The sequence below is a fragment of the Streptomyces sp. NPDC051064 genome, assembly GCF_044455985.1.
Classification (GTDB): domain Bacteria; phylum Actinomycetota; class Actinomycetes; order Streptomycetales; family Streptomycetaceae; genus Streptomyces.
Genome location: NZ_JBITFK010000005.1, coordinates 515,093 through 533,860, shown reverse-complemented (window position 1 = coordinate 533,860; position 18,768 = coordinate 515,093). Strand labels below are relative to the sequence as shown.

Sequence of the window (18,768 nt, the reverse complement as noted above, 5' to 3'; positions counted from 1 at the left end):
CGGTGACGTCTCTCGACAAGCCGACGTCCGAAACGGACCAGCCCCACCGCACCGACCAGCAGGACGCCGACGCGAAGGCGGTCACGGAAGCCGCGCTCTTCGAGGCCTTCGGCGGCGTGCGCGGCATGGTGGAGACAGTCCTGCCCGGGCTGCTCTTCGTCACGATCTTCACCATCAACAAGGACCTCAAGGCCTCGGCCATCGCCGCCCTGGTGGTCTCCCTGGCCCTCGTCGCCGTGCGGCTGATCCGCAAGGACACCGTCAAGCACGCCTTCAGCGGCGTCTTCGGCGTGGGCTTCGGTGTGGTCTTCGCGATGATGACGGGCAACGCCAAGGACTTCTATCTGCCGGGCATGATCTACACGCTCGGACTCGCCCTCGCGTACCTCGTCACGACGGTCGCCGGGGTGCCGCTGATCGGGCTGATCCTCGGCCCGGTCTTCAAGGAGAACCTCTCCTGGCGCACCAGGAACCCCGGCCGCAAGAAGGCGTACGCCAAGGCCAGCTACGCCTGGGGGCTGATCCTGCTCGCCAAGTGCGCGATCCTCTTCCCGCTGTACTGGTGGGCCGACACCGCTCAGCTCGGGTGGGTGCTGGTCGCGCTCAAGATCCCGCCGTTCCTGCTCGCCGTGTATCTGACGTGGGTCTTCCTGGCCAAGGCGCCGCCGCCCATCGACGTCTTCGCGGAGATGGAGGCGGAGGAGCAGGCGGAGAAGGACCGCAAGGCCCGCAAGGCGGTCGAGGACGGCCTGGCCCCCGGGTTCGCGCAGGCCGAACAGGACCTGGCCACGGGCCTCGCCGGCACGGAGCGCGACGCCGGCCCCGCCAGGCACCGCCGTACGGACTGAGTTCGGGCGGGCCGGGGCTTCCTCCGTCGCCCGCAGGAAGGGGCCCGGACCGTACGTCATCGACGTACGGTCCGGGCCCCTTCCGATGTGCTCGGGACGCCCTGCCTCAGCCCTGCCTCAGTCCTCGGCGGGCTCGCGGCGGACCGACAGCAGGTCCTCCAGCTGCTCCTCGCGGGCCTGGGCGGCCACGAACAGCAGCTCGTCACCGGCCTCCAGGCTCTCCTCGGGGCTCGGCGTCAGCACCCGGGTGCCGCGGATGATCGTGACGAGCGAGGTGTCCTCGGGCCAGGCCACATCACTCACCCGGATGCCGGCCAGCGCCGACTCCGGGGGCAGTGTCAGCTCGACCAGGTTGGCGTCGCCGTGGCTGAAGCGCAGCAGCCGGACGAGATCGCCGACGCTCACCGCCTCCTCGACCAGGGCGGACATCAGACGCGGAGTGGAGACCGCGACATCGACGCCCCAGGACTCGTTGAACAGCCACTCGTTCTTCGGGTTGTTCACCCGGGCCACGACCCGCGGGACGCCGTACTCGGTCTTCGCGAGCAGTGAGACGACCAGGTTGACCTTGTCGTCACCCGTCGAGGCGATCACGACGTTGCACCGCTGGAGCGCCGCCTCGTCGAGCGACGTGATCTCGCAGGCGTCCGCGAGGAGCCACTCGGCCATCGGGACGCGCTCCACCGAGATGGCGGTCGGCGCCTTGTCGATCAGCAGCACCTCGTGCCCGTTCTCCAGGAGCTCGGCCGCGATGGAACGGCCCACCGCACCGGCCCCGGCAATCGCGACGCGCATCAGTGACCGCCCTCCTCGGGACCTTCGGCAAAGGCCTCCTCGACCTTCGCGATCTCGTCCGTACGCATCATCACGTGGACCAGGTCGCCCTCCTGCAGAACCGTCTGCGACGTGGGCAGTATGGCCTCACCCAACCGGGTGAGGAAGGCGACGCGGACGCCCGTCTCCTCCTGCAATGTGCTGATCTTGTGCCCGATCCAGGACGGCGTGGTGTGCACCTCCGCGAGCTGCACACCGCCGCTCGGGTCGCGCCACAGCGGCTCGGCGCCCGACGGCAGCAGCCGCCGCAGCATCTGGTCCGCCGTCCAGCGGACCGTGGCCACCGTGGGGATGCCCAGACGCTGATAGACCTCGGCACGCCGCGGGTCGTAGATACGCGCCGCGACGTTCTCGATGCCGAACATCTCGCGGGCCACCCGGGCGGCGATGATGTTGGAGTTGTCGCCGCTGCTGACGGCCGCGAACGCTCCGGCCTCCTCGATCCCCGCCTCACGCAGGGTGTCCTGGTCGAAGCCGACCCCGCTGACCCGCCTGCCGCCGAAGCCGGAACCGAGCCGGCGGAACGCCGTGGGGTCCTGGTCGATCACGGCGACCGTGTGCCCCTGCTGCTCCAGGGTCTGCGCGAGAGCGGCTCCGACGCGCCCGCAGCCCATGATGACGATGTGCACCGTGCGCCTACCTCGCCGTCCTGGTCGTCCCGATGACCTGCGAAAACACCCTGCTCACACTTCTCTCTCAGCTTGCGGGGCAAACAATCGGGCAACCACCTTCGGCGTTGCCCGTGGACGAGCTTATGCGGCGACGCCCGGACCGCCTCATCCGAGTGTGCGTATCCCACGGGCCGATGAGCAAAGGGAGGCGGGCCGCCGGGCGGGAGGGGGAGCCGCCGCGGGCCGCGGTGCGGTCCGTACCGCAAGGATTTCGTTAAGGATTCCATGGACTTTTGCGGTGAGGGCGGGTAATTATGAAGGTTTTCCGGGTGCCGAGGGGGTGGTGCTTCGGCGGCGTGTCCCAGCAGCGCTTACGATCCTCACCGTGTCCAAACTGACCGACGTGCCCAAACGGATCCTGATCGGCCGGGCGCTGCGCAGCGACAAGCTGGGGGAGACCCTCCTCCCCAAGCGCATCGCGCTCCCCGTCTTCGCGTCCGACCCGCTGTCCTCCGTTGCGTACGCACCCGGAGAAGTCCTCCTCGTGCTGTCCATCGCGGGCGTGTCGGCATACCACTTCAGCCCGTGGATCGCGGTCGCGGTCGTGGTCCTGATGTTCACCGTCGTCGCCTCGTACCGGCAGAACGTCCGCGCGTACCCGAGCGGGGGAGGCGACTACGAGGTCGCCAACACCAACCTCGGCCCCAAGGCCGGTCTGACCGTCGCCAGCGCCCTCCTCGTGGACTACGTCCTCACCGTCGCCGTGTCGATCTCCTCGGGCGTGGAGAACCTCGGTTCCGCCATCCCCTTCGTCATCGAGCACAAGACGCTCTGCGCCGTCGGCGCCATCGTGCTGCTGACGCTGATGAACCTCCGGGGCGTCAAGGAGTCGGGCAAGCTCTTCGCCATCCCGACCTACCTGTTCGTGGCCGGGGTCTTCGTGATGATCCTCTGGGGCGCGTTCCGGGGGCTGGCCCTCGGCGACACCATGCACGCGCCCACCTCGGACTACGAGATCAAGCCCGAGCACCAGGGGATCGCCGGCTTCGCCCTCGTCTTCCTGCTCCTGCGCGCCTTCTCCTCCGGATGCGCGGCCCTCACCGGCGTCGAGGCGATCAGCAACGGCGTCCCCGCCTTCCGCAAGCCGAAGAGCAAGAACGCCGCGACCACCCTCGCGGCGATGGGCCTGCTGGCCGTCACCATGTTCTGCGGCATCATCGGCCTGGCCATGGCCACCGACGTGAAGATGGCGGAGAACCCCGCGAAGGACCTGCTCCACAACGGTGTCGCGGTCGGCGCGGACTTCACCCAGGACCCGGTCATCTCCCAGGTCGCCGCGGCGGTCTTCGGTGACGGGACGTTCTTCTTCGTCTTCCTCGCGACGGCCACCGCCCTCGTGCTCTTCCTCGCCGCGAACACCGCGTACAACGGCTTCCCGCTCCTCGGCTCGATCCTCGCCCAGGACCGCTATCTGCCCCGCCAGCTGCACACCCGCGGTGACCGGCTCGCCTTCTCCAACGGCATCGTGCTGCTCGCCGGGGCCGCGATCCTGCTCGTCTGGATCTACGGGGCCGACTCGACCCGGCTGATCCAGCTCTACATCGTCGGTGTCTTCGTCTCCTTCACGCTCAGCCAGACCGGCATGGTGCGGCACTGGAACCGCCATCTGCGTACCGAGAAGGACCCGGCCGCGCGCCGGCACATGGTCCGCTCCCGGGCGATCAACACCTTCGGCGCGTTCTTCACCGGACTGGTCCTGGTCGTCGTCCTGGCCACCAAGTTCACCCACGGCGCCTGGGTCGCGCTGCTCGGCATGGTGATCTTCTTCGGCACGATGACCGCGATCCGCAAGCACTACGACCGGGTCGCCGAGGAGATCGCCGCGTCCGACACCCCGTCCGACGACACCGTGAGGCCTTCGCGGGTCCACTCGATCGTCCTGGTCTCCAAGCTCCACCGGCCCACGCTGCGCGCACTCGCGTACGCCAAGCTGGTGCGCTCGGACCATCTGGAGGCGCTGTCCATCAGCGTCGACCCGGACGAGACGAAGGCGCTCAGGAACGACTGGGAGAGGCGTGGCATCGACATCCCGTTGAAGATCCTGGACTCGCCTTACCGAGAGGTGACCCGGCCGGTCATCGACTACGTCAAGAGCCTGCGCAAGGACCGCCCGCGCGATGTGATCAGCGTCTACATCCCCGAGTACGTGGTCGGCCACTGGTACGAGCACCTGCTGCACAACCAGAGCGCGCTGCGGCTCAAGGGCAGGCTCCTCTTCACGCCAGGCGTGATGGTCACCTCGGTGCCCTACCAGCTGGAGTCCTCCGAGGCCGCGAAGGTGCGGGCCAGGAGGCGCGCGGACTGGATCGCCCCCGGATCGGTGCGTCGCGGCCCCGTGGAGCGGCGTCACAAGGATCCGAGCCAGAAGGGCTGACTCCACGCTCCGCCTGTGGTAAGCGGCCGGCTTCCGCCCACGTAGACTGGTGGGCTGTTGTCCGGCCGTTTTGCCGTTTTCCTTTTTCCTGACCTCTGGAGCCACCCCCTCATGCAGAACGAATCAACGTCGTCGCAGGCCGGGGAGGATCTGATCGGTCGGGAGTACGAGGTCGAGGTAGGACCCGTCGCCCACGGCGGCCACTGCATCGCCCGTACGTCCGAGGGCCAGGTGCTCTTCGTGCGCCACACTCTCCCCGGCGAGAAGGTCGTCGCCCGGGTCACCGAGGGCGGGAGCGACTCCCGTTTCCTGCGCGCCGACGCGGTCACGGTCATCGAGGCCTCCAAGGACCGGGTCGAGGCCCCCTGTCCGTACGCAGGGCCCGGCAAGTGCGGCGGCTGCGACTGGCAGCACGCCAAGCCCGGCGCCCAGCGCCGCCTCAAGGGCGAAGTGATCGCCGAGCAGCTCCAGCGCCTGGCGGGTCTCACGCCCGAGGAGGCCGGCTGGGACGGCACGGTCATGCCGGCCGAGGGCGACAAGCTCCCGCCGGGCGAGGTCCCCGCGTGGCGCACCCGCGTGCAGTACGCCGTCGACGCGGACGGCCTGGTCGGACTGCGCAAGCACCGTTCGCACGAGGTCCAGCCGATCGACCACTGCCTGATCGCCGCTCCCGGCGTCTCCGAGCTCGGCATCGAGAAGCAGGACTGGCCGCAGATGGCCACGGTGGAGGCCATCTCCGCCACGGGCTCCCACGACCGCCAGGTCATCCTGACCCCCCGCGAGGGCGGCCGCCTCCCGCTCGTCGAGCTCGACAAGCCCGTCTCCGTGCTCCGTGTCGACGAGAAGGACGGCGGCGTCCACCGTGTCCACGGCCGCGCCTTCGTCCGCGAGCGCGCCGACGACCGTACGTACCGCGTCGGCTCGGGCGGCTTCTGGCAGGTTCACCCGCAGGCAGCCGACACGCTGGTCCGCGCGGTCATGCAGGGTCTGCTGCCGCGCAAGAACGACATGGCGCTGGACCTCTACTGCGGCGTCGGCCTGTTCGCCGGCGCCATCGGCCAGCGCATCGGCGAGAAGGGCGCGGTGCTGGGCATCGAGTCCGGCAAGCGCGCCGTCGAGGACGCCCGCCACAACCTGAAGGACCTCGACCGGGTCCGCATCGAACACGGCAAGGTCGACCAGGTGCTGCCGCGCACGGGCATCACCGAGTGCGACCTGATCGTCCTGGACCCGCCGCGCGCCGGCGCCGGCAAGGCCACGGTCAAGCACCTGGCGTCGCTGGGCGCCCGCCGCATCGCGTACGTGGCGTGCGACCCGGCGGCGCTGGCGCGGGACATCGCCTACTTCCGCGACGGGGGGTACAAGGTGCGGACGCTGCGGGCGTTCGACCTGTTCCCGATGACGTCGCACGTGGAGTGCGTGGCCATTCTGGAGCCTGCTGACAAGGGCGCCTGACCTGCGGTTTTGTGGTCCGGGTGGGTTTCTCGACCTGTTTCCCTCTGTGTAACGGGTCGAGCGGACGGATCGACCCTTGTAGGCCACTGACCTGCGAATTCACGAGCTGAGGGCTTGCAGCGGCGACGCCTTCAGGGACTCGTCCGGAGATTCTTGACGCTCGGATGACGCTCGCAGCGGAAGTCTCGACCCGGCGGAGCTGTTCGGCGGTCCCCCGGATCTCAGGACGGAGGTCTCCGGTTCGTACGCCTGTCGCCTCCACCCCGTGAGGTCGCCGACCCCCGACGAGGGCCACTTGCCGGGTCAGCTCGTCGGCTGCTTCCGCGTACAGGTCGGCGAGTGCGTCGCAGCTCTGCCGGCGGAGCATGTATTCCGCGCGGTAGAGGCGGTAGGCGGGGCGGACGGGGAGGTACTTGTCGAGGAAGACGCCGGCGCCGCCGTTCTGGCCGGTGACGGCGTCGTGGGCGTCTCCGAGGAACTGGAAGGGCGCCTTCAGCCCTTGGAGGAAGTCCGAGCCGAAGTCTCCCAGGATCGCTCCTGGGCTGTTGGGGTCTTCGGGGTCCGGCCGCTGGGGTCGGTCAGAAGGGTGGCCTGGTCCCCGGCGCGGGCGGGTGGTGCATGTGGGCGCTGCACACGGTCGAGCGTGAGGTACGCCGAACGGAGCGGAGAGCTCCGCGTGCCCGGCGGGTTCCATGGCCCGCATACGCCAGTCGCCGCCCTGCGATGTGCAGCGTGGTCCCGAAGCGGGTGCGGTGGGCCGTGCGCTGCCCGGACCGCCGATCAGGCCGTGGACCGAGCGGTCGGAGGACGACAGGTCGGTGGCGGCGACCGACGCCAGGAGATCGAAGTCACCCGCGGTCTCGTCGACGTGAAGACCCAGGGCATGCCGGCCAGGGCGAGGCTGACGGATTCGAGGGTCCGCGCGCGGCACCGCACCTCGCCGTAGGCGGCGGTCGCGGATTTCGCCGCGTCGTACGCGGTGTACCAGGCCAGGCCGATCACGCGCAGTCGTTCCCGGTGGCAGATCACCCTGGTCGCGTCCACGCCTGTCCGAAAGTTTCGAAGCCGCGCACCTGCTTGCACCCCACCTCTCCTGGATTCCAGCCCACCCCTCACGTCAATTCGCGTGAAAGGCGGCTTGACCAGCGAGGACGCACTCTTCAAGACTTCCTCTAGTAAGGCAATCTTTCCGAAAGATTGCCGAAAGTATTGACAGGGTCATGAGGCTCTACGAAAACTGTGGCCACCGGACGACAGGAGTCCGTCGTTCCCCTCGTGTCATGTGACCGGGATGGCGGTCGGTCGTTACCGCACGACGACGGGCGACCCCCGCCGTGTTTCATGCAAGGCCGCCGGGCAGCAGAAGCCGCCCGGTCCCCACCAGCCTTCATCGGGAGGATGCATGCAGCAGGACGGCACGCAGCAGGACCAGATCCAGCAGAACCCCGCTCCCCTCAACGGCTGGAGCCGACGAGGCTTCCTCGGCGGCGCCGGCACCGTCGCGCTCGCAACCGCGTCCGGGCTGCTGCTGCCCGGCACCGCCCACGCCGCCACCACCATCACCACCAACCAGACCGGCACCGACGGCATGTACTACTCGTTCTGGACCGACGGCGGCGGCTCCGTCTCCATGACGCTCAACGGCGGCGGCAGCTACAGCACCAGGTGGACCAACTGCGGCAACTTCGTCGCCGGCAAGGGCTGGAGCACCGGCGGACGCAGGGCGGTCCGCTACAGCGGCTACTTCAACCCGTCGGGCAACGGCTACGGCTGCCTCTACGGCTGGACCTCGAACCCGCTGGTGGAGTACTACATCGTCGACAACTGGGGCAGCTACCGGCCCACCGGCACCTACAAGGGCACCGTCTCCAGTGACGGCGGCACGTACGACATCTACCAGACGACCCGGTACAACGCCCCCTCCGTGGAAGGCACCAAGACCTTCCAGCAGTACTGGAGCGTCCGGCAGTCGAAGGTGACCAGCGGTTCCGGCACCATCACCACCGGCAACCACTTCGACGCCTGGGCCCGCGCGGGCATGAACATGGGCCAGTTCAAGTACTACATGATCATGGCCACCGAGGGTTACCAGAGCAGCGGAAGCTCGAACATCACGGTCAGCGGCTGACCTCCGTCCGGCGATCACGGTTGCGGGTCCCGTCCGCGTGACGGGTCCCGCAGCCGTGGTCGTTGCGGACGCCGGGGTGGGTTCAAGGCGGGCGCGAACTCCTGCCACTTCGGCGTCCCAGTCGCGGCGCGACGCTCGGCAACTCGTTGCGGGACGTCGTTGCGGCGGGCGGACCGGCTTCAGGTTCCCGCTTCCTCCGCGATTCCCCGTGCCGGGCCGCGCAACTCGTCCGGTGACTCCGGCGGACGTCGCCGAAACTTCTCCTGGTGCAGCGCGAGGTCCTCGGAGGCCGGGTCCGAGAGCCCCGCTCGTCGCGGGGCATGACGCGCGAACCCGCGTCCGGCGTGAGCGGGGGACTTCCGGATCCCGCTGACGACATGCGGGACTGCGGCTGGAGAACCGGCATCGCCCTGGCCCGCCGCCCGGGTCGCGAAGCCGCCCGTCTGCCCTGTCGTCGAGTCCGACGCCCCGAGGGACGCCGGCCGAGTCGGCTGCGGCGAGGGTGGACGAGACGGATGCCGCGCCGTCAACCGGAGCTCGTCCATCGTGCACGAGGCGGCTCGGGCGAGCCTGCCCATGGTGACGGATCCTCGGGAGGCCCGATCGCACCCGCCGAGGGATCTCGATCGGACCCTGTTCAAGCTCCCCTCTCCTGGATACGTTACCTCCAGTAACAGATGCGGGCCTGTCTGACGGCGCGCCGCCCATTCCTGCCTCTGGAGTTCGCCATGACGCGTTCCGCCACCCGTCGCCCTCGCCGTAGGCGCCCCATCGCCGCAGTCGCCCTTGTCGCCGCGGGACTGGCCGCAGGCGCGCTGCCCACCGTCCCCGGCCCGGCCGGCGCGAGCGAGACCCCGAAGCAGGTGCGGGCGGCCGCCTCGGAGGATCTCAAGGAGGTGTTCTTCGTCGGCAACAACTGGGAGGGCACCGCCGACATCATCAACTCCCGTGGTGACTACGCCAAAATCGGCCGGATCGATATGATCCCCGACAAGAAGGAGCGTCTGCGGGAGATCTATCTCAACCCCGTCAAGCTGGCCTTCTTCCTCGGTGTCCGGCTCGGCCCGGGCGAGGGTCACGACCAGTACGTGGATGACATGTACACCACTAATGATGGCAGGTCCGTCGTCGCCTCCCGGCCGAGTTTCGCCGACGTGGTCTCCATCGATGTGGAGAGCGGCAAGGTCAACTGGCGCTTCCCGGTGTCCGGTTTCCGCTCCGACCACATGGCGGTCTCCCCCGACGGCACCCAGGTCGCCGTCTCCTCCTCCATCTCCAACACCGTGCACGTCCTCGACATGGCGACGGGCAAGGAAGCGGGCAACTTCAAGACGGGTGACAAGCCGCACGAGAACGTGTACACCGATGGCGGCAAGAACATCTGGAACATGGCCATCGGCGAGGTCAACACCGACATGGACGCGCCCTGGCAGGACTTCACCAAGGGCGACCGCCGCATCACCGTCGCCGATGCGGAGACCTTCGAGGTCAAGAAGATCATCGACATGCGCGAGCGGCTCGACGCCTTCGGCCGCAAGGACCTGTCCGACGCGCTGCGCCCCGTCGCCTTCACGCCCGACGAGTCGAAGATGTACTTCCAGGTCTCCTTCTTCAACGGCTTCGTCGAGTACGACGTGCGCAACGACGAGATCACCCGAGTGAAGACACTGCCGAAGAACCCGGACACCAGCGACGAACGCACCACCTACGTCAACGACTCCCGCCACCACGGCATGTCCATGAGCCCCCGGGGTGACAAGCTCTGCATCGCCGGGACCATGGACGACTACGTCACCGTCGTGAACCGCGAGACGCTCCAGGAAGGCCCGCTCGTCACCACCTCCAAGCCGTACTGGGCCACCGTGAGCGGAGACGGCAAGCACTGCGTGGTGTCCGAGAGCGGCGCCGACCAGGTGACGGCGATCGACTTTGCCACCGGCAGGAAGGTCACCTCGATCCCCGTCGGCGACCACCCGCAGCGGGTCCGCCTCGGCCATGTCCCCACGGACTGGACCGGCCCCACCACGGGCTGAGGTGCTTCGGGGCCCGAGTCTCACGCCGCTCCGACCCGCACCCGCCGGATCCGGTCTCGCCCCGCCGCACCGGATCCGACGGGTTTGTGGCCCGGGTGGATCGCTCGACCTCTTTCCCCTTCCTGCGGCGGGCCGAGCGGACGGAACGACCATCGCAAGCCTCCTGCCTGCGAATTCATGAGGGGGACGCTTGCGTCGGCGATATCTTCAGGGTGTCGTCCGGAGATTCTCGGCGCTCGGATGGTGCTCGAGCAGAAGTCTCGACCTCGTGGACCTCTTCGGCTGTGGCCGTGCGGACCGGACCATCGGCACGGAGGTGGGGAGGGACGCCGGTACGGCATTCCGCTGCGCCTTTACAGCGGCGGTGCGAGCCGCCATCCCAGCCCCAGGCTGTAATTACCGGATTTACTGCGGCAGAGCACCTACCGTGATCATCGCGACCTGCGACGGACGATTCCGGCCACCGGGGCGAGGTGTACGCATTTACTGCGGCAGCACTGGAAGGGCGGGACGGACGTGACGATCGAACCAGCGGGGCGCGCTCCGGCCGCCGCGCGTCCGGGTGATCCCTCTGTCCGCCCCGTCCTCGTCGTACACCGCAGCGGTCGAGCGGTACCTCACCGGCGCGGGCATCGCGAAGTCCTCCGCGCGGATCTACCGGATCTCGCTGACGACATGGGGATGGATGCTTGCCGGCAAACCGGCGCCGACCGGACCCACCCGCCGAGGCGCGAAGCCGCCCGTCTTCCCCCTCACCGCGATCGACGACCCAGCCCTGCCCGAGGTGCTGGCCGAGCTGGCGGCGGCGCGGGCGGACGAGATGGACGCCGACACCGTCAACCGGGAGTTGTCCATCGGGCGCAAGGCAATCGGCTGGTGGCAGCGCCAGGGATGGATCGAATCCGACCCCGCGATCGGCATCGAGCGACGGCCGGCACCGCCCGACCGCACCAAGGCCCTTGCTGAGGAACAGATCGCCGCCCTGTGGCGGCTGGACGTCTCGCTGCGGGAGAAGACGTTCTGGAAGATGCTCTACGAGTCGGCGGCCCGCGCCGATGAGGTGCTGTGCCTGAACGTGGAGGACCTATATCCGCAGGACAAGCGCGGCAGGATCACCGCCAAGGGCGGGGCGATCGAGTGGATTCACTGGCAGTCCGGCACCGCCCAGCTTCTGCCCCGACTGATCGCCCGTCGCACCCGCGGCCCGCTGTTCCTCACCGACCGCAAGGCCCCGACCGGAACACCCACGCTGGACGTGTGCTCCGAGACCGGCCGGGCCCGGCTCTTCTATCGCCGGGCCGAGGAGATCTTCGAGGAGAACACCCGGCTACTGGCCAACCCTCTCGCCTCGCCCGAGGACATCGAGGATCTGAACGGCTGGACGCTCCATCGGCTACGCCACAGTGCCCTGACACACGACGCTGAGGGCGGCACCTCCACCCCGATGCTGCTGGCCCGCTCCCGCCACGCATCCGTCCGCTCCCTGGAACGCTACGCCCGCCCCAGCGTCGACGCAGTCGCCCGACACGTCGCCGAACGCGACGCCGCCGCCCGCCGGAAGCGCTGACGCCTCCGAGATCAACTACTGGCGGCTCTGGGTCCACCTCGGTGATCCCCCTTGAGCGGCGACGGCAGGAACACCTGACGAGCCGTTCGGGCGCTGTCGCGAGGTGGGGAACGAGCCGAACGTAGGCAACCATCCCGACGGTCCTGACCAAGGTCTGGGGCGCCACGACCGCCGCGGCCGCAGCCATGCCGTCCGGCATAGGCCGACGCCTCGCCGAACCGCTGGCGTATCGCTTAGCGGGGCCTGAGTCCGTCGACGACGACATCCAGCATGCGGTTCAGTTGGGGGCGCTGCTCGGGTGCGCCGGCCACGGAGAGCAAACCGGCGAGGATGCCGCCTACCTCGACCGGGTCGATGTCGCTGCGCAGTTCTCCTGCTGTGGCGCCGGCCTCGAGCACCATCGCCAGGACTTGCTGGACCTCGTCGCAGACCGGTCCGGTGCCGAAGCGGCCGGAAGCGCTCATGGCGACCAGGGCCTCGCAGATGCCGCGTCGTTCGCCGGCCCAGTCGGCGAATCGGAGCATCCACGCGTGGAGGGCCTGTGCGGGCGGCTTGGTAGCCAGCAGGGTGCGCGCGTCTTCGCGCAAGGGGCGGATCTGGTCCCGGTAGACCTCTTCGACCAGATCCTCTCGGGTGGGGAAGTGCCGGTACAGGGTGGCGTTCCCCACTCCCGCGCGTTTGGCGATCGCGTCCAGCGAGATCGGGCGTCCGGAGGCGAAGGCTTCGGCGGCCGTGGCGATCAGCTGCTCGCGGTTGCGCTGCGCGTCGGCGCGCAGGGTGCTGCGTGGAGGTGTCATGACCTTCGCGATCGTGAGTGTCGGATGAGGCTCGGCAACGATTCGGGGAAGTCCCCGGTTCAGTGTACGGTGAGACAACCGGGGAGTTCCCCGATTACGGGTGGTCTCACTTATCGCTTCAGCGACGAAAGGTTTGCCATGCCTACAGCGGTCATCACCGGGGGGACGACCGGGATCGGCAGAGCGACGGCCGAGCTGCTGCACGCCCGCGGCTACCAGGTCGCGGTCACCGGACAGCATCCCGAATCCGTCGCGCGGGCGCAGTCCGAGCTCCCCGGTGACGTGCTCGTCGTCCGATCCGACGGGCGCGTGCTCTCCGACACCGACGCCCTGATGTCGGCGGTGTCGGCGCGGTTCGGATCGTTGGACCTGCTCTTCCTCAACGCCGGGATCTTCCGTCCGGCACCGGTTGCCGAGGTGACGGAGGAATCGTTCGACGAGCACGCCGACCTCAACTTCAAGGGCCAGTACTTCTCTCTCCAGAAGGCCCTTCCCCTCATGAACGACGGCGGCTCGATCGTGCTGACCGTCGGCATCGGATCCCGTCGCGGCACCCCTGGCGCCACGGTGGGGGCGGCGACACGCGGCGCGCTGCTGGCCATGCTGCCCTCCCTCGCGCTCGAACTGGCCCCGCGCAGGATTCGCGTCAACGCCGTGAGCCCCGGGGCCACCGACACCCCGCTGCTCAACAAGCTGGGGGTGCCCGAGAGCGGCCGGGACGCCATGCGTTCGAAGATCCCCTTCAAGCGCTTCGGAACCAGCCAGGAGGTCGCGGAAGCAGTCGCCTTCCTCGCCTCGGACGCAGCCGGCTACATCACCGGCCAGGACATCACCGTGGCCGGCGGCTACGGGCTCGGCGCCTGAAACCCGGGCGAGTCGACCACCAATCCGCACCTCTCGAACGGCACGGACCGCACCTCACAGGAGAACACGATGGCACTCACTCTCGACACCTATCGGCTGCTGGGCCGTTCCGGACTCCGGGTCTCACCGCTGGCGCTGGGCACGGCGACCTTCGGCACCGAGTGGGGCTGGGGCGCCGAGCGCGACGAGGCGCGCAAGCTCTTCGACCGCTACACCGAGCTCGGCGGCAACTTCTTCGACACCGCCAGCACCTACACCAACGGCAGCTCCGAGCGACTGCTCGGCGAATTCGCCCGCACCAACCGCGACAAGATGGTGCTGGCGACGAAGTACTCGACGCTGCGTCAGTCCGGTGACCCGAATTCCGGGGGTACCCACCGCAAGAGCATGCTGGCGTCGGTGGAAGCCAGTCTGCGGCAGCTGAACACCGACTACATAGATCTGCTCTACGTGAACGTATGGGACTTCAGGACGCCGGTGGAGGAGATCCTTCGGGGCCTGGACGACCTGGTGAGGCAGAACAAGGTGCTGTACGTCGCGATCTCCAGCGCCCCGGCCTGGCAGGTCTCGCGCATGCAGGCGATCGCCGACCTGCGCGGCTGGTCACCACTGGTCGCACTGGAGACCGAGTACAGCCTGATCGAGCGCACCGCGGAGCGTGACCTGATCCCGATGGCACGCGAGATGGGACTCGGCGTGGTCCCCTTCTCCCCATTGGGCGGCGGGGTGCTCACCGGCAAGTACAGCCGGGAGGACCAGAACCAGGCGGGCTCCGTTGTCGGCGAAACCGCCAGCAACCGCAAGAGCCTCAACGTCGCCCTGGGATGGGTCACCGACCGCAACCTTGCCATTGCCGATGTGGTGAAGGAGGTGGCCTCGGAGCTAGGCCGCACACCCGCCCAGGTCGCACTGGCCTGGACCCTGAACGCCCCGGGCGTGACGGCACCCATCATCGGCGCCCGCACCATCGCGCAGCTGGAGGACAACCTGGGTGCTCTGCAGATCGACCTCACTCCTTCCCAGCTGGCCCGCCTCGACGAGGTCAGCTCCATCGACCTCGGCAATCCGCACGACCTGCTCGCCAGCGATCACATCCGCACGGTCACCACAGGCGACATGAAGATCGAAACCCTCGGCTGATTCGCTTCATGAATGGCGACATCCAGATATATCGACATGCTTTTGATGATGGAACGGAGCAACCTCGGTATGGGTAAGTACAGCGACAAGAATGTGGTGATCACGGGTGGCAGCAGCGGCATGGGGCTCGCGCTGGCGGAGCTGCTGGTGCAAGGCGGAGCCCGCGTGGTGATCACCGGCCGTTCTCAGACCAAGCTCGACGCGGCACGCGAGCGGCTCGGCGAGAATGCCGTGGCTGTCCGGGCGGATGTGGCCTCACTGTCCGACCTGGATATGCTCGTCGGCCGTGTGAAGAGCGAGCTCGGCTCGATCGGGGCTTTGTTCGTCAACGCCGGCATCTCACCCCTCACGCCCCTCGAGTCGACGACCGAGGACGTGTACGACGAGCTGTTCGCGATCAACGTCAAGGGCGCCTTCTTCACTGTGCAGAAGCTCGCTCCGCTGCTGAGCGCGAACGCCGGCATCGTCCTCACCACCTCGATCGCGAACGTCATCGGCATGGTGGACACCAGCGTCTATGCGGCCGGCAAGGCTGCGCTGCGCTCGATGGCCCGCACCTTCTCCCGGGAGCTGCTTCCGCGGGGAATCCGTGTCAATGCGATCAGCCCGGGTCCCATCGACTCGGGGATTCTGGAAACGATGAACTTGTCCAAAGAGGCCGCTGACCAGTTCAGGGCGGAGCGGACCGCGAGCAACCCTATGAAGCGCTACGGCACCGTCGAAGAGTTCGCCAAGGCGGCCGCATTCCTCGCCTTCGATGCCACGTACACCACCGGCATCGAGCTGGCCGTGGATGGCGGCGAAACCCAGCTCTGAGCTTGTCTGCCGTCCCGCCGCGGGCGTAAGGCCACGGCGGTTTCAGCGGGGAGCTGCAACACGTGGTCGTGTGCGGCGACGTGCTCGCCGTCCGTCCGGCATCAGCAGGTCGGGACGCCCGGAAGCCAGCTGTCGGTGACGTCGATGAAGATGTTGGAGACGTAACCGCCGTGGTCCGGCAGGTAGGACCAGGCGTCGTTGCTGTGGCCGTCGGCCCGGACGAGCTGGCCGTGCACCTGGCACTGCACGCGCACCGTCGTGGGAGCCGGGAGCTGTGCGACCCGGGTGGACGTGCTGGCCGGCTGTTGACGGACGTTGACGTCGGTGCCCCAGGTCGGGAAGGGCGTGGTCGTCGCGCCCGTGCCTGTCCACAGGTAAGTGACGATGACGTAACCGTTGTTGTTCAGGCCGACGTTGTGGAACGTACCGTCCGCGAGGTCTATGCCGGCAGGGTTGAGCACCCGGCGACCGAATTCGTCCAGCCCGCCGTTGTAGCCGTCCTGGTAGGCGGCCTGCGATTCCGGCTTTCCCTGCGGCAGGTCCTTGAAGGTCTCGCGGACGGAGGACGGATTCCAGTGGTCGTCGTGGGTGTTCCACGGGCCGACGTCCCAAACCGGGGCGGTCTCGCAGCGCGCCGGACCGCACACGCGGACCGAGTACTGGGCGCTGCCCTTCGGGGAGAGGCCGCGACGGGACGGGAGCGCCACGAAGTGATCGTCGGCCACGATCATGTGCCCGTTCGCGGTGGTTCCGCCGACCAGGCCCTCGCGGGTGGCATAGACGGTGGCCGTGTAGGGGGCGGCCGCGACGGCCCCCGGTGCCTCGTCGTCGAGCTCGGCACTCAGGCGCAGGTCGCGCACGACCGGTGCGGCGCCGCCCGGGGCGGATATCAGGGTGATCCGGGTCTGCACCCGGGTCGCGGCCCGTGGGAGCAGTGCCGGCGCGTCGGCGCTCGCTTCACGCCATTCGGTCCAGGCGCCCAGCCCGTCCCGCCCGCGCACGTCGACGGCGACCTCGGATCCGGCCGGAAGGGCTGCGTCGAGTTCCGGGGTGATCCGGTCCACCGCGCGGTCGAGTACGCGTTCGGGCATCAGGACCGTGCCCTGTCCCCGGGCGGAGCGGGCGGACGCGGGCCGCAGGGTGCGGTCGCGGAGGCGCAGCGTGCCGTCGGCGCGGCTGACGTTGGTCTCGTCGCCGGTCGGCGCGGACAGGTCCACCCGCCAGCCGACGCTGCCGAGCGGGGCGTCGTCGTCGGGCGCGGCGTCGCGGGCGGCGGCGGGCCCCGAGGCGAGGGTCAGAGCGGCGAGGGCCAGCAGGGACACGGCGATGGCCGGGCCGCGGCGGACGTGGACGGCGGCGGCACGGGGTCTGTGGTCATGGCGCACGGTGCGCCTCCTTCTCGGCGGGGGTGGGTGGGGCGTCATGAGCAGTGGGGGCGCCCGGGAGGGTGTTGTCGGGGGATTCGACGTAGATGTTGGTGATCCAGCCGCCGTACTGGGGCAGGTAGGTCCACCAGTCGTTGACGTAGGGCGGGACCGACACCCGTTCGCCCTGCCGCTGGCATCCGACGAGGATGTCCACCCCGGCGGGCAGGGTAGTGAGGGCGGTGGACGACGTGGTGGCGTCGCTGCGGACCCGGACACCACTACCCCAGGTGGTGAACCGGGTGCCGGACGGGCGGACGGCTCCGGGGACGTCCAGGGAGTCGGTGAGCGCCGTGACCTTGCTGTAGGCGGACCCGTACGGAGTGCCGTCGGGGTGCAGGGTGAGGACGGCGACCACCGTCCGGTCGTCGGGGCCGACGGCGCCGGTGGTGTGCAGCGCGTCGGACGTCAGATCCAGCGCGGGCGCGACGGCGCCGGCGGATGTCCCCCGCGGCCCGTTCCCGCCGGTGCCGTTCGCGGCGGACACGGACGTGCCGGGAGGCGCGGCGGACGCCGTGCCGGGTGCGGCCGTCCGGGTCCCGGCGGCGGTGCAGCCCCCGGAAGCGAAGCCGGACCAGCCCTGCTTGACCGCCCCCGGCGCGTCGAACGCGGAAGGCAGCCCGAAGTGCTGGTCGAAGCCGTCGGTGGCGCAGCGGGTGGACCGGTGCAGGGCCCCCAGGACGAGGCTCCGCACCGGCGTCGGCGCCTCGTCGAGGAGGTAGCGGTAGACCCGGACGGTGTCTGCGGCGGTGGTCGCCGTGTAGCCCCAGTAGCCGGGGTGGGCGGCCGGCGGTGGCGTGGTGCCGGTGAGTGCCAGGCGGAGCGCCATGCGGGTGATCACGGCACTGCCGCCACCCGTGGACCAGTAGTGGTTCGCGGCGTCGTCGTAGCTGCTGCGCAACATGGCGTCGAGGCGGTCCCGGTCGGCCTGGGGCAGGTCGTAGGCCGGGCCCCGGTTCCATAAGAAGTCCAGTGCCAGCAACAGTTTGACCACCGAGGCGGCACGGAAGGCGCGGTCCGCCTGGTACTGCTCGGTGAAGCGGCCGGTGAGCCTGTCGTACACGGCGACTCCCGCCGTGACGCCTGCCGGGATGTCCACGACGGTGCTGGTCCTCGCTCTGTCCGTCACCTGCCCGGCACCGGCGTCCGCCATCGTGGGCCCGACGGGTGACGGTGCGTTGCCGGCGGCGGCGGTCGGAAAGGGCGGGGCCGTGGTGGGTGCGGCCACCGCCGGTCCGGTGAACGCGGCGATCAGCAGCCCGACCACCGCGAGGACGGTGACGGGAAGTGGGGGACGGCGGGCGGGGCGGAGCGGGGGCATGGGGGTGGGGGGCTCCTTCGGGGCGCGGACGCACCCGGCCGGCGGCCCGGTGACGCTGTGGCACGTGGCGTCAGAGTGCTGGGGACCAGGCCGACGCGCAACCCATTCGTTCCTGGTCGAAGAAGCCCGTCGCACGCTTGTCAGCGTCCCGGACCACCGCTACGTTCCCGACGTCCCACCGCGCTTCGCCCGGCGTTCCGGCCGGGCCGCCTCCCCACCTAGGAGCAATCGTGAGGTTTCTCGGATGTCTTCCGGCCCTGGTCGCCGGAGCCCTTCTGGCGCTCACCGCACTGTCGGTAGCCCCGGCTGGTTTCGGCGATGCTCCTGCCGGAACCACATTGAGGAGCTGGTGGAGTCGGCCCCGATGTCTGGATCATGGGACTTCTTGAGGAGCTGGGCCGCGAGGTTGTTGGCCCACTCCGCGGCCCAGATACGGAGAGCGGTAATGGTGACCTACCTCCTCCACACCGTAGGCGGCGAGGCTTGGTCGTCAGTC

At 69.2% G+C, this 18,768-nt stretch carries 15 protein-coding genes; 9 read left to right on the top strand and 6 right to left on the bottom strand.

The window, feature by feature from the left end; translation table 11 throughout:
* Positions 1 to 2 precede the first annotated feature (2 nt).
* On the top strand, positions 3 to 848 hold the full coding sequence (locus ACIBCU_RS20615) for a DUF3159 domain-containing protein (RefSeq protein ID WP_362941892.1): 846 nt from the start codon (positions 3 to 5) through the stop codon (positions 846 to 848).
* A gap of 117 nt (positions 849 to 965) precedes the next feature.
* Here ACIBCU_RS20615 and ACIBCU_RS20610 read toward each other — a convergent pair whose 3' ends face one another.
* Together ACIBCU_RS20610 and ACIBCU_RS20605 are read right to left on the bottom strand one after the other, a co-directional pair.
* A complete protein-coding gene (locus ACIBCU_RS20610; protein ID WP_362943560.1) occupies positions 966 to 1,643 on the bottom strand; it encodes a TrkA family potassium uptake protein in 678 nt (225 codons plus the stop codon).
* Positions 1,643 to 2,311 carry a TrkA family potassium uptake protein gene (locus tag ACIBCU_RS20605; protein ID WP_014153600.1) on the bottom strand — a complete coding sequence of 223 codons (669 nt, stop codon included), beginning with the start codon at positions 2,309 to 2,311 and terminating at the stop codon, positions 1,643 to 1,645. Before ACIBCU_RS20605 ends, ACIBCU_RS20610 begins: the two co-directional genes overlap by 1 nt.
* A gap of 367 nt (positions 2,312 to 2,678) precedes the next feature.
* On the opposite strand from ACIBCU_RS20605, the gene ACIBCU_RS20600 reads away from it, so the two are divergent.
* Both ACIBCU_RS20600 and ACIBCU_RS20595 read left to right on the top strand, forming a co-directional pair.
* Positions 2,679 to 4,727, top strand: coding sequence for an APC family permease (locus ACIBCU_RS20600; RefSeq protein ID WP_362943563.1), 2,049 nt, complete (start codon positions 2,679 to 2,681; stop codon positions 4,725 to 4,727).
* A gap of 111 nt (positions 4,728 to 4,838) precedes the next feature.
* The gene (locus ACIBCU_RS20595; protein WP_362943566.1) at positions 4,839 to 6,182 is read left to right on the top strand and encodes a class I SAM-dependent RNA methyltransferase; all 1,344 of its coding nucleotides are present in this window, start codon (positions 4,839 to 4,841) and stop codon (positions 6,180 to 6,182) included.
* Between the two features lie 780 nt (positions 6,183 to 6,962).
* Here the strand turns inward: ACIBCU_RS20595 and ACIBCU_RS20590 are convergent.
* Positions 6,963 to 7,226 (bottom strand): hypothetical protein, encoded by a 264-nt coding sequence (locus tag ACIBCU_RS20590; RefSeq protein ID WP_362931003.1) that lies wholly within the window; start codon positions 7,224 to 7,226, stop codon positions 6,963 to 6,965.
* 358 nt (positions 7,227 to 7,584) lie between these two features.
* Here ACIBCU_RS20590 and ACIBCU_RS20585 point away from each other — a divergent pair, with 358 nt between their 5' ends.
* The 3 genes from ACIBCU_RS20585 (at position 7,585) to ACIBCU_RS20575 (ending at position 11,910) form a co-directional block, all read left to right on the top strand.
* Positions 7,585 to 8,310, top strand: a complete 726-nt coding sequence (locus ACIBCU_RS20585) for a glycoside hydrolase family 11 protein (protein ID WP_362931005.1) — start codon at positions 7,585 to 7,587, stop codon at positions 8,308 to 8,310.
* A 728-nt stretch (positions 8,311 to 9,038) separates the two neighbouring features.
* Positions 9,039 to 10,343 (top strand): YncE family protein, encoded by a 1,305-nt coding sequence (locus ACIBCU_RS20580; RefSeq protein WP_399232923.1) that lies wholly within the window; start codon positions 9,039 to 9,041, stop codon positions 10,341 to 10,343.
* Between the two features lie 562 nt (positions 10,344 to 10,905).
* Positions 10,906 to 11,910 (top strand): tyrosine-type recombinase/integrase, encoded by a 1,005-nt coding sequence (locus ACIBCU_RS20575; RefSeq protein WP_399232921.1) that lies wholly within the window; start codon positions 10,906 to 10,908, stop codon positions 11,908 to 11,910.
* Positions 11,911 to 12,143: 233 nt separating this feature from the next.
* Here the strand turns inward: ACIBCU_RS20575 and ACIBCU_RS20570 are convergent, their stop codons facing one another.
* Complete coding sequence (locus tag ACIBCU_RS20570) at positions 12,144 to 12,707, bottom strand: TetR/AcrR family transcriptional regulator (protein ID WP_217235502.1); 564 nt, start codon at positions 12,705 to 12,707, stop codon at positions 12,144 to 12,146.
* A 138-nt stretch (positions 12,708 to 12,845) separates the two neighbouring features.
* Here ACIBCU_RS20570 and ACIBCU_RS20565 point away from each other — a divergent pair, with 138 nt between their 5' ends.
* The 3 genes from ACIBCU_RS20565 to ACIBCU_RS20555 all read left to right on the top strand — a co-directional run bounded on the left by ACIBCU_RS20565 (position 12,846) and on the right by ACIBCU_RS20555 (position 15,527).
* Positions 12,846 to 13,571, top strand: coding sequence for an SDR family oxidoreductase (locus ACIBCU_RS20565; RefSeq protein ID WP_399232919.1), 726 nt, complete (start codon positions 12,846 to 12,848; stop codon positions 13,569 to 13,571).
* 69 nt (positions 13,572 to 13,640) lie between these two features.
* Positions 13,641 to 14,711, top strand: coding sequence for an aldo/keto reductase (locus ACIBCU_RS20560; protein ID WP_362931013.1), 1,071 nt, complete (start codon positions 13,641 to 13,643; stop codon positions 14,709 to 14,711).
* A 69-nt stretch (positions 14,712 to 14,780) separates the two neighbouring features.
* Positions 14,781 to 15,527: an SDR family oxidoreductase gene (locus ACIBCU_RS20555; RefSeq protein WP_362931186.1), complete on the top strand. Its 747-nt coding sequence runs from the start codon at positions 14,781 to 14,783 to the stop codon at positions 15,525 to 15,527.
* A 101-nt stretch (positions 15,528 to 15,628) separates the two neighbouring features.
* On the opposite strand, the gene ACIBCU_RS20550 is transcribed toward ACIBCU_RS20555, so the two are convergent.
* Positions 15,629 to 16,912: a hypothetical protein gene (locus ACIBCU_RS20550; RefSeq protein WP_399232917.1), complete on the bottom strand. Its 1,284-nt coding sequence runs from the start codon at positions 16,910 to 16,912 to the stop codon at positions 15,629 to 15,631.
* The gene (locus ACIBCU_RS20545; protein WP_399233064.1) at positions 16,902 to 18,104 is read right to left on the bottom strand and encodes a hypothetical protein; all 1,203 of its coding nucleotides are present in this window, start codon (positions 18,102 to 18,104) and stop codon (positions 16,902 to 16,904) included. The genes ACIBCU_RS20550 and ACIBCU_RS20545 overlap by 11 nt, the downstream gene beginning before the upstream one ends.
* Positions 18,105 to 18,768 lie beyond the last annotated feature (664 nt).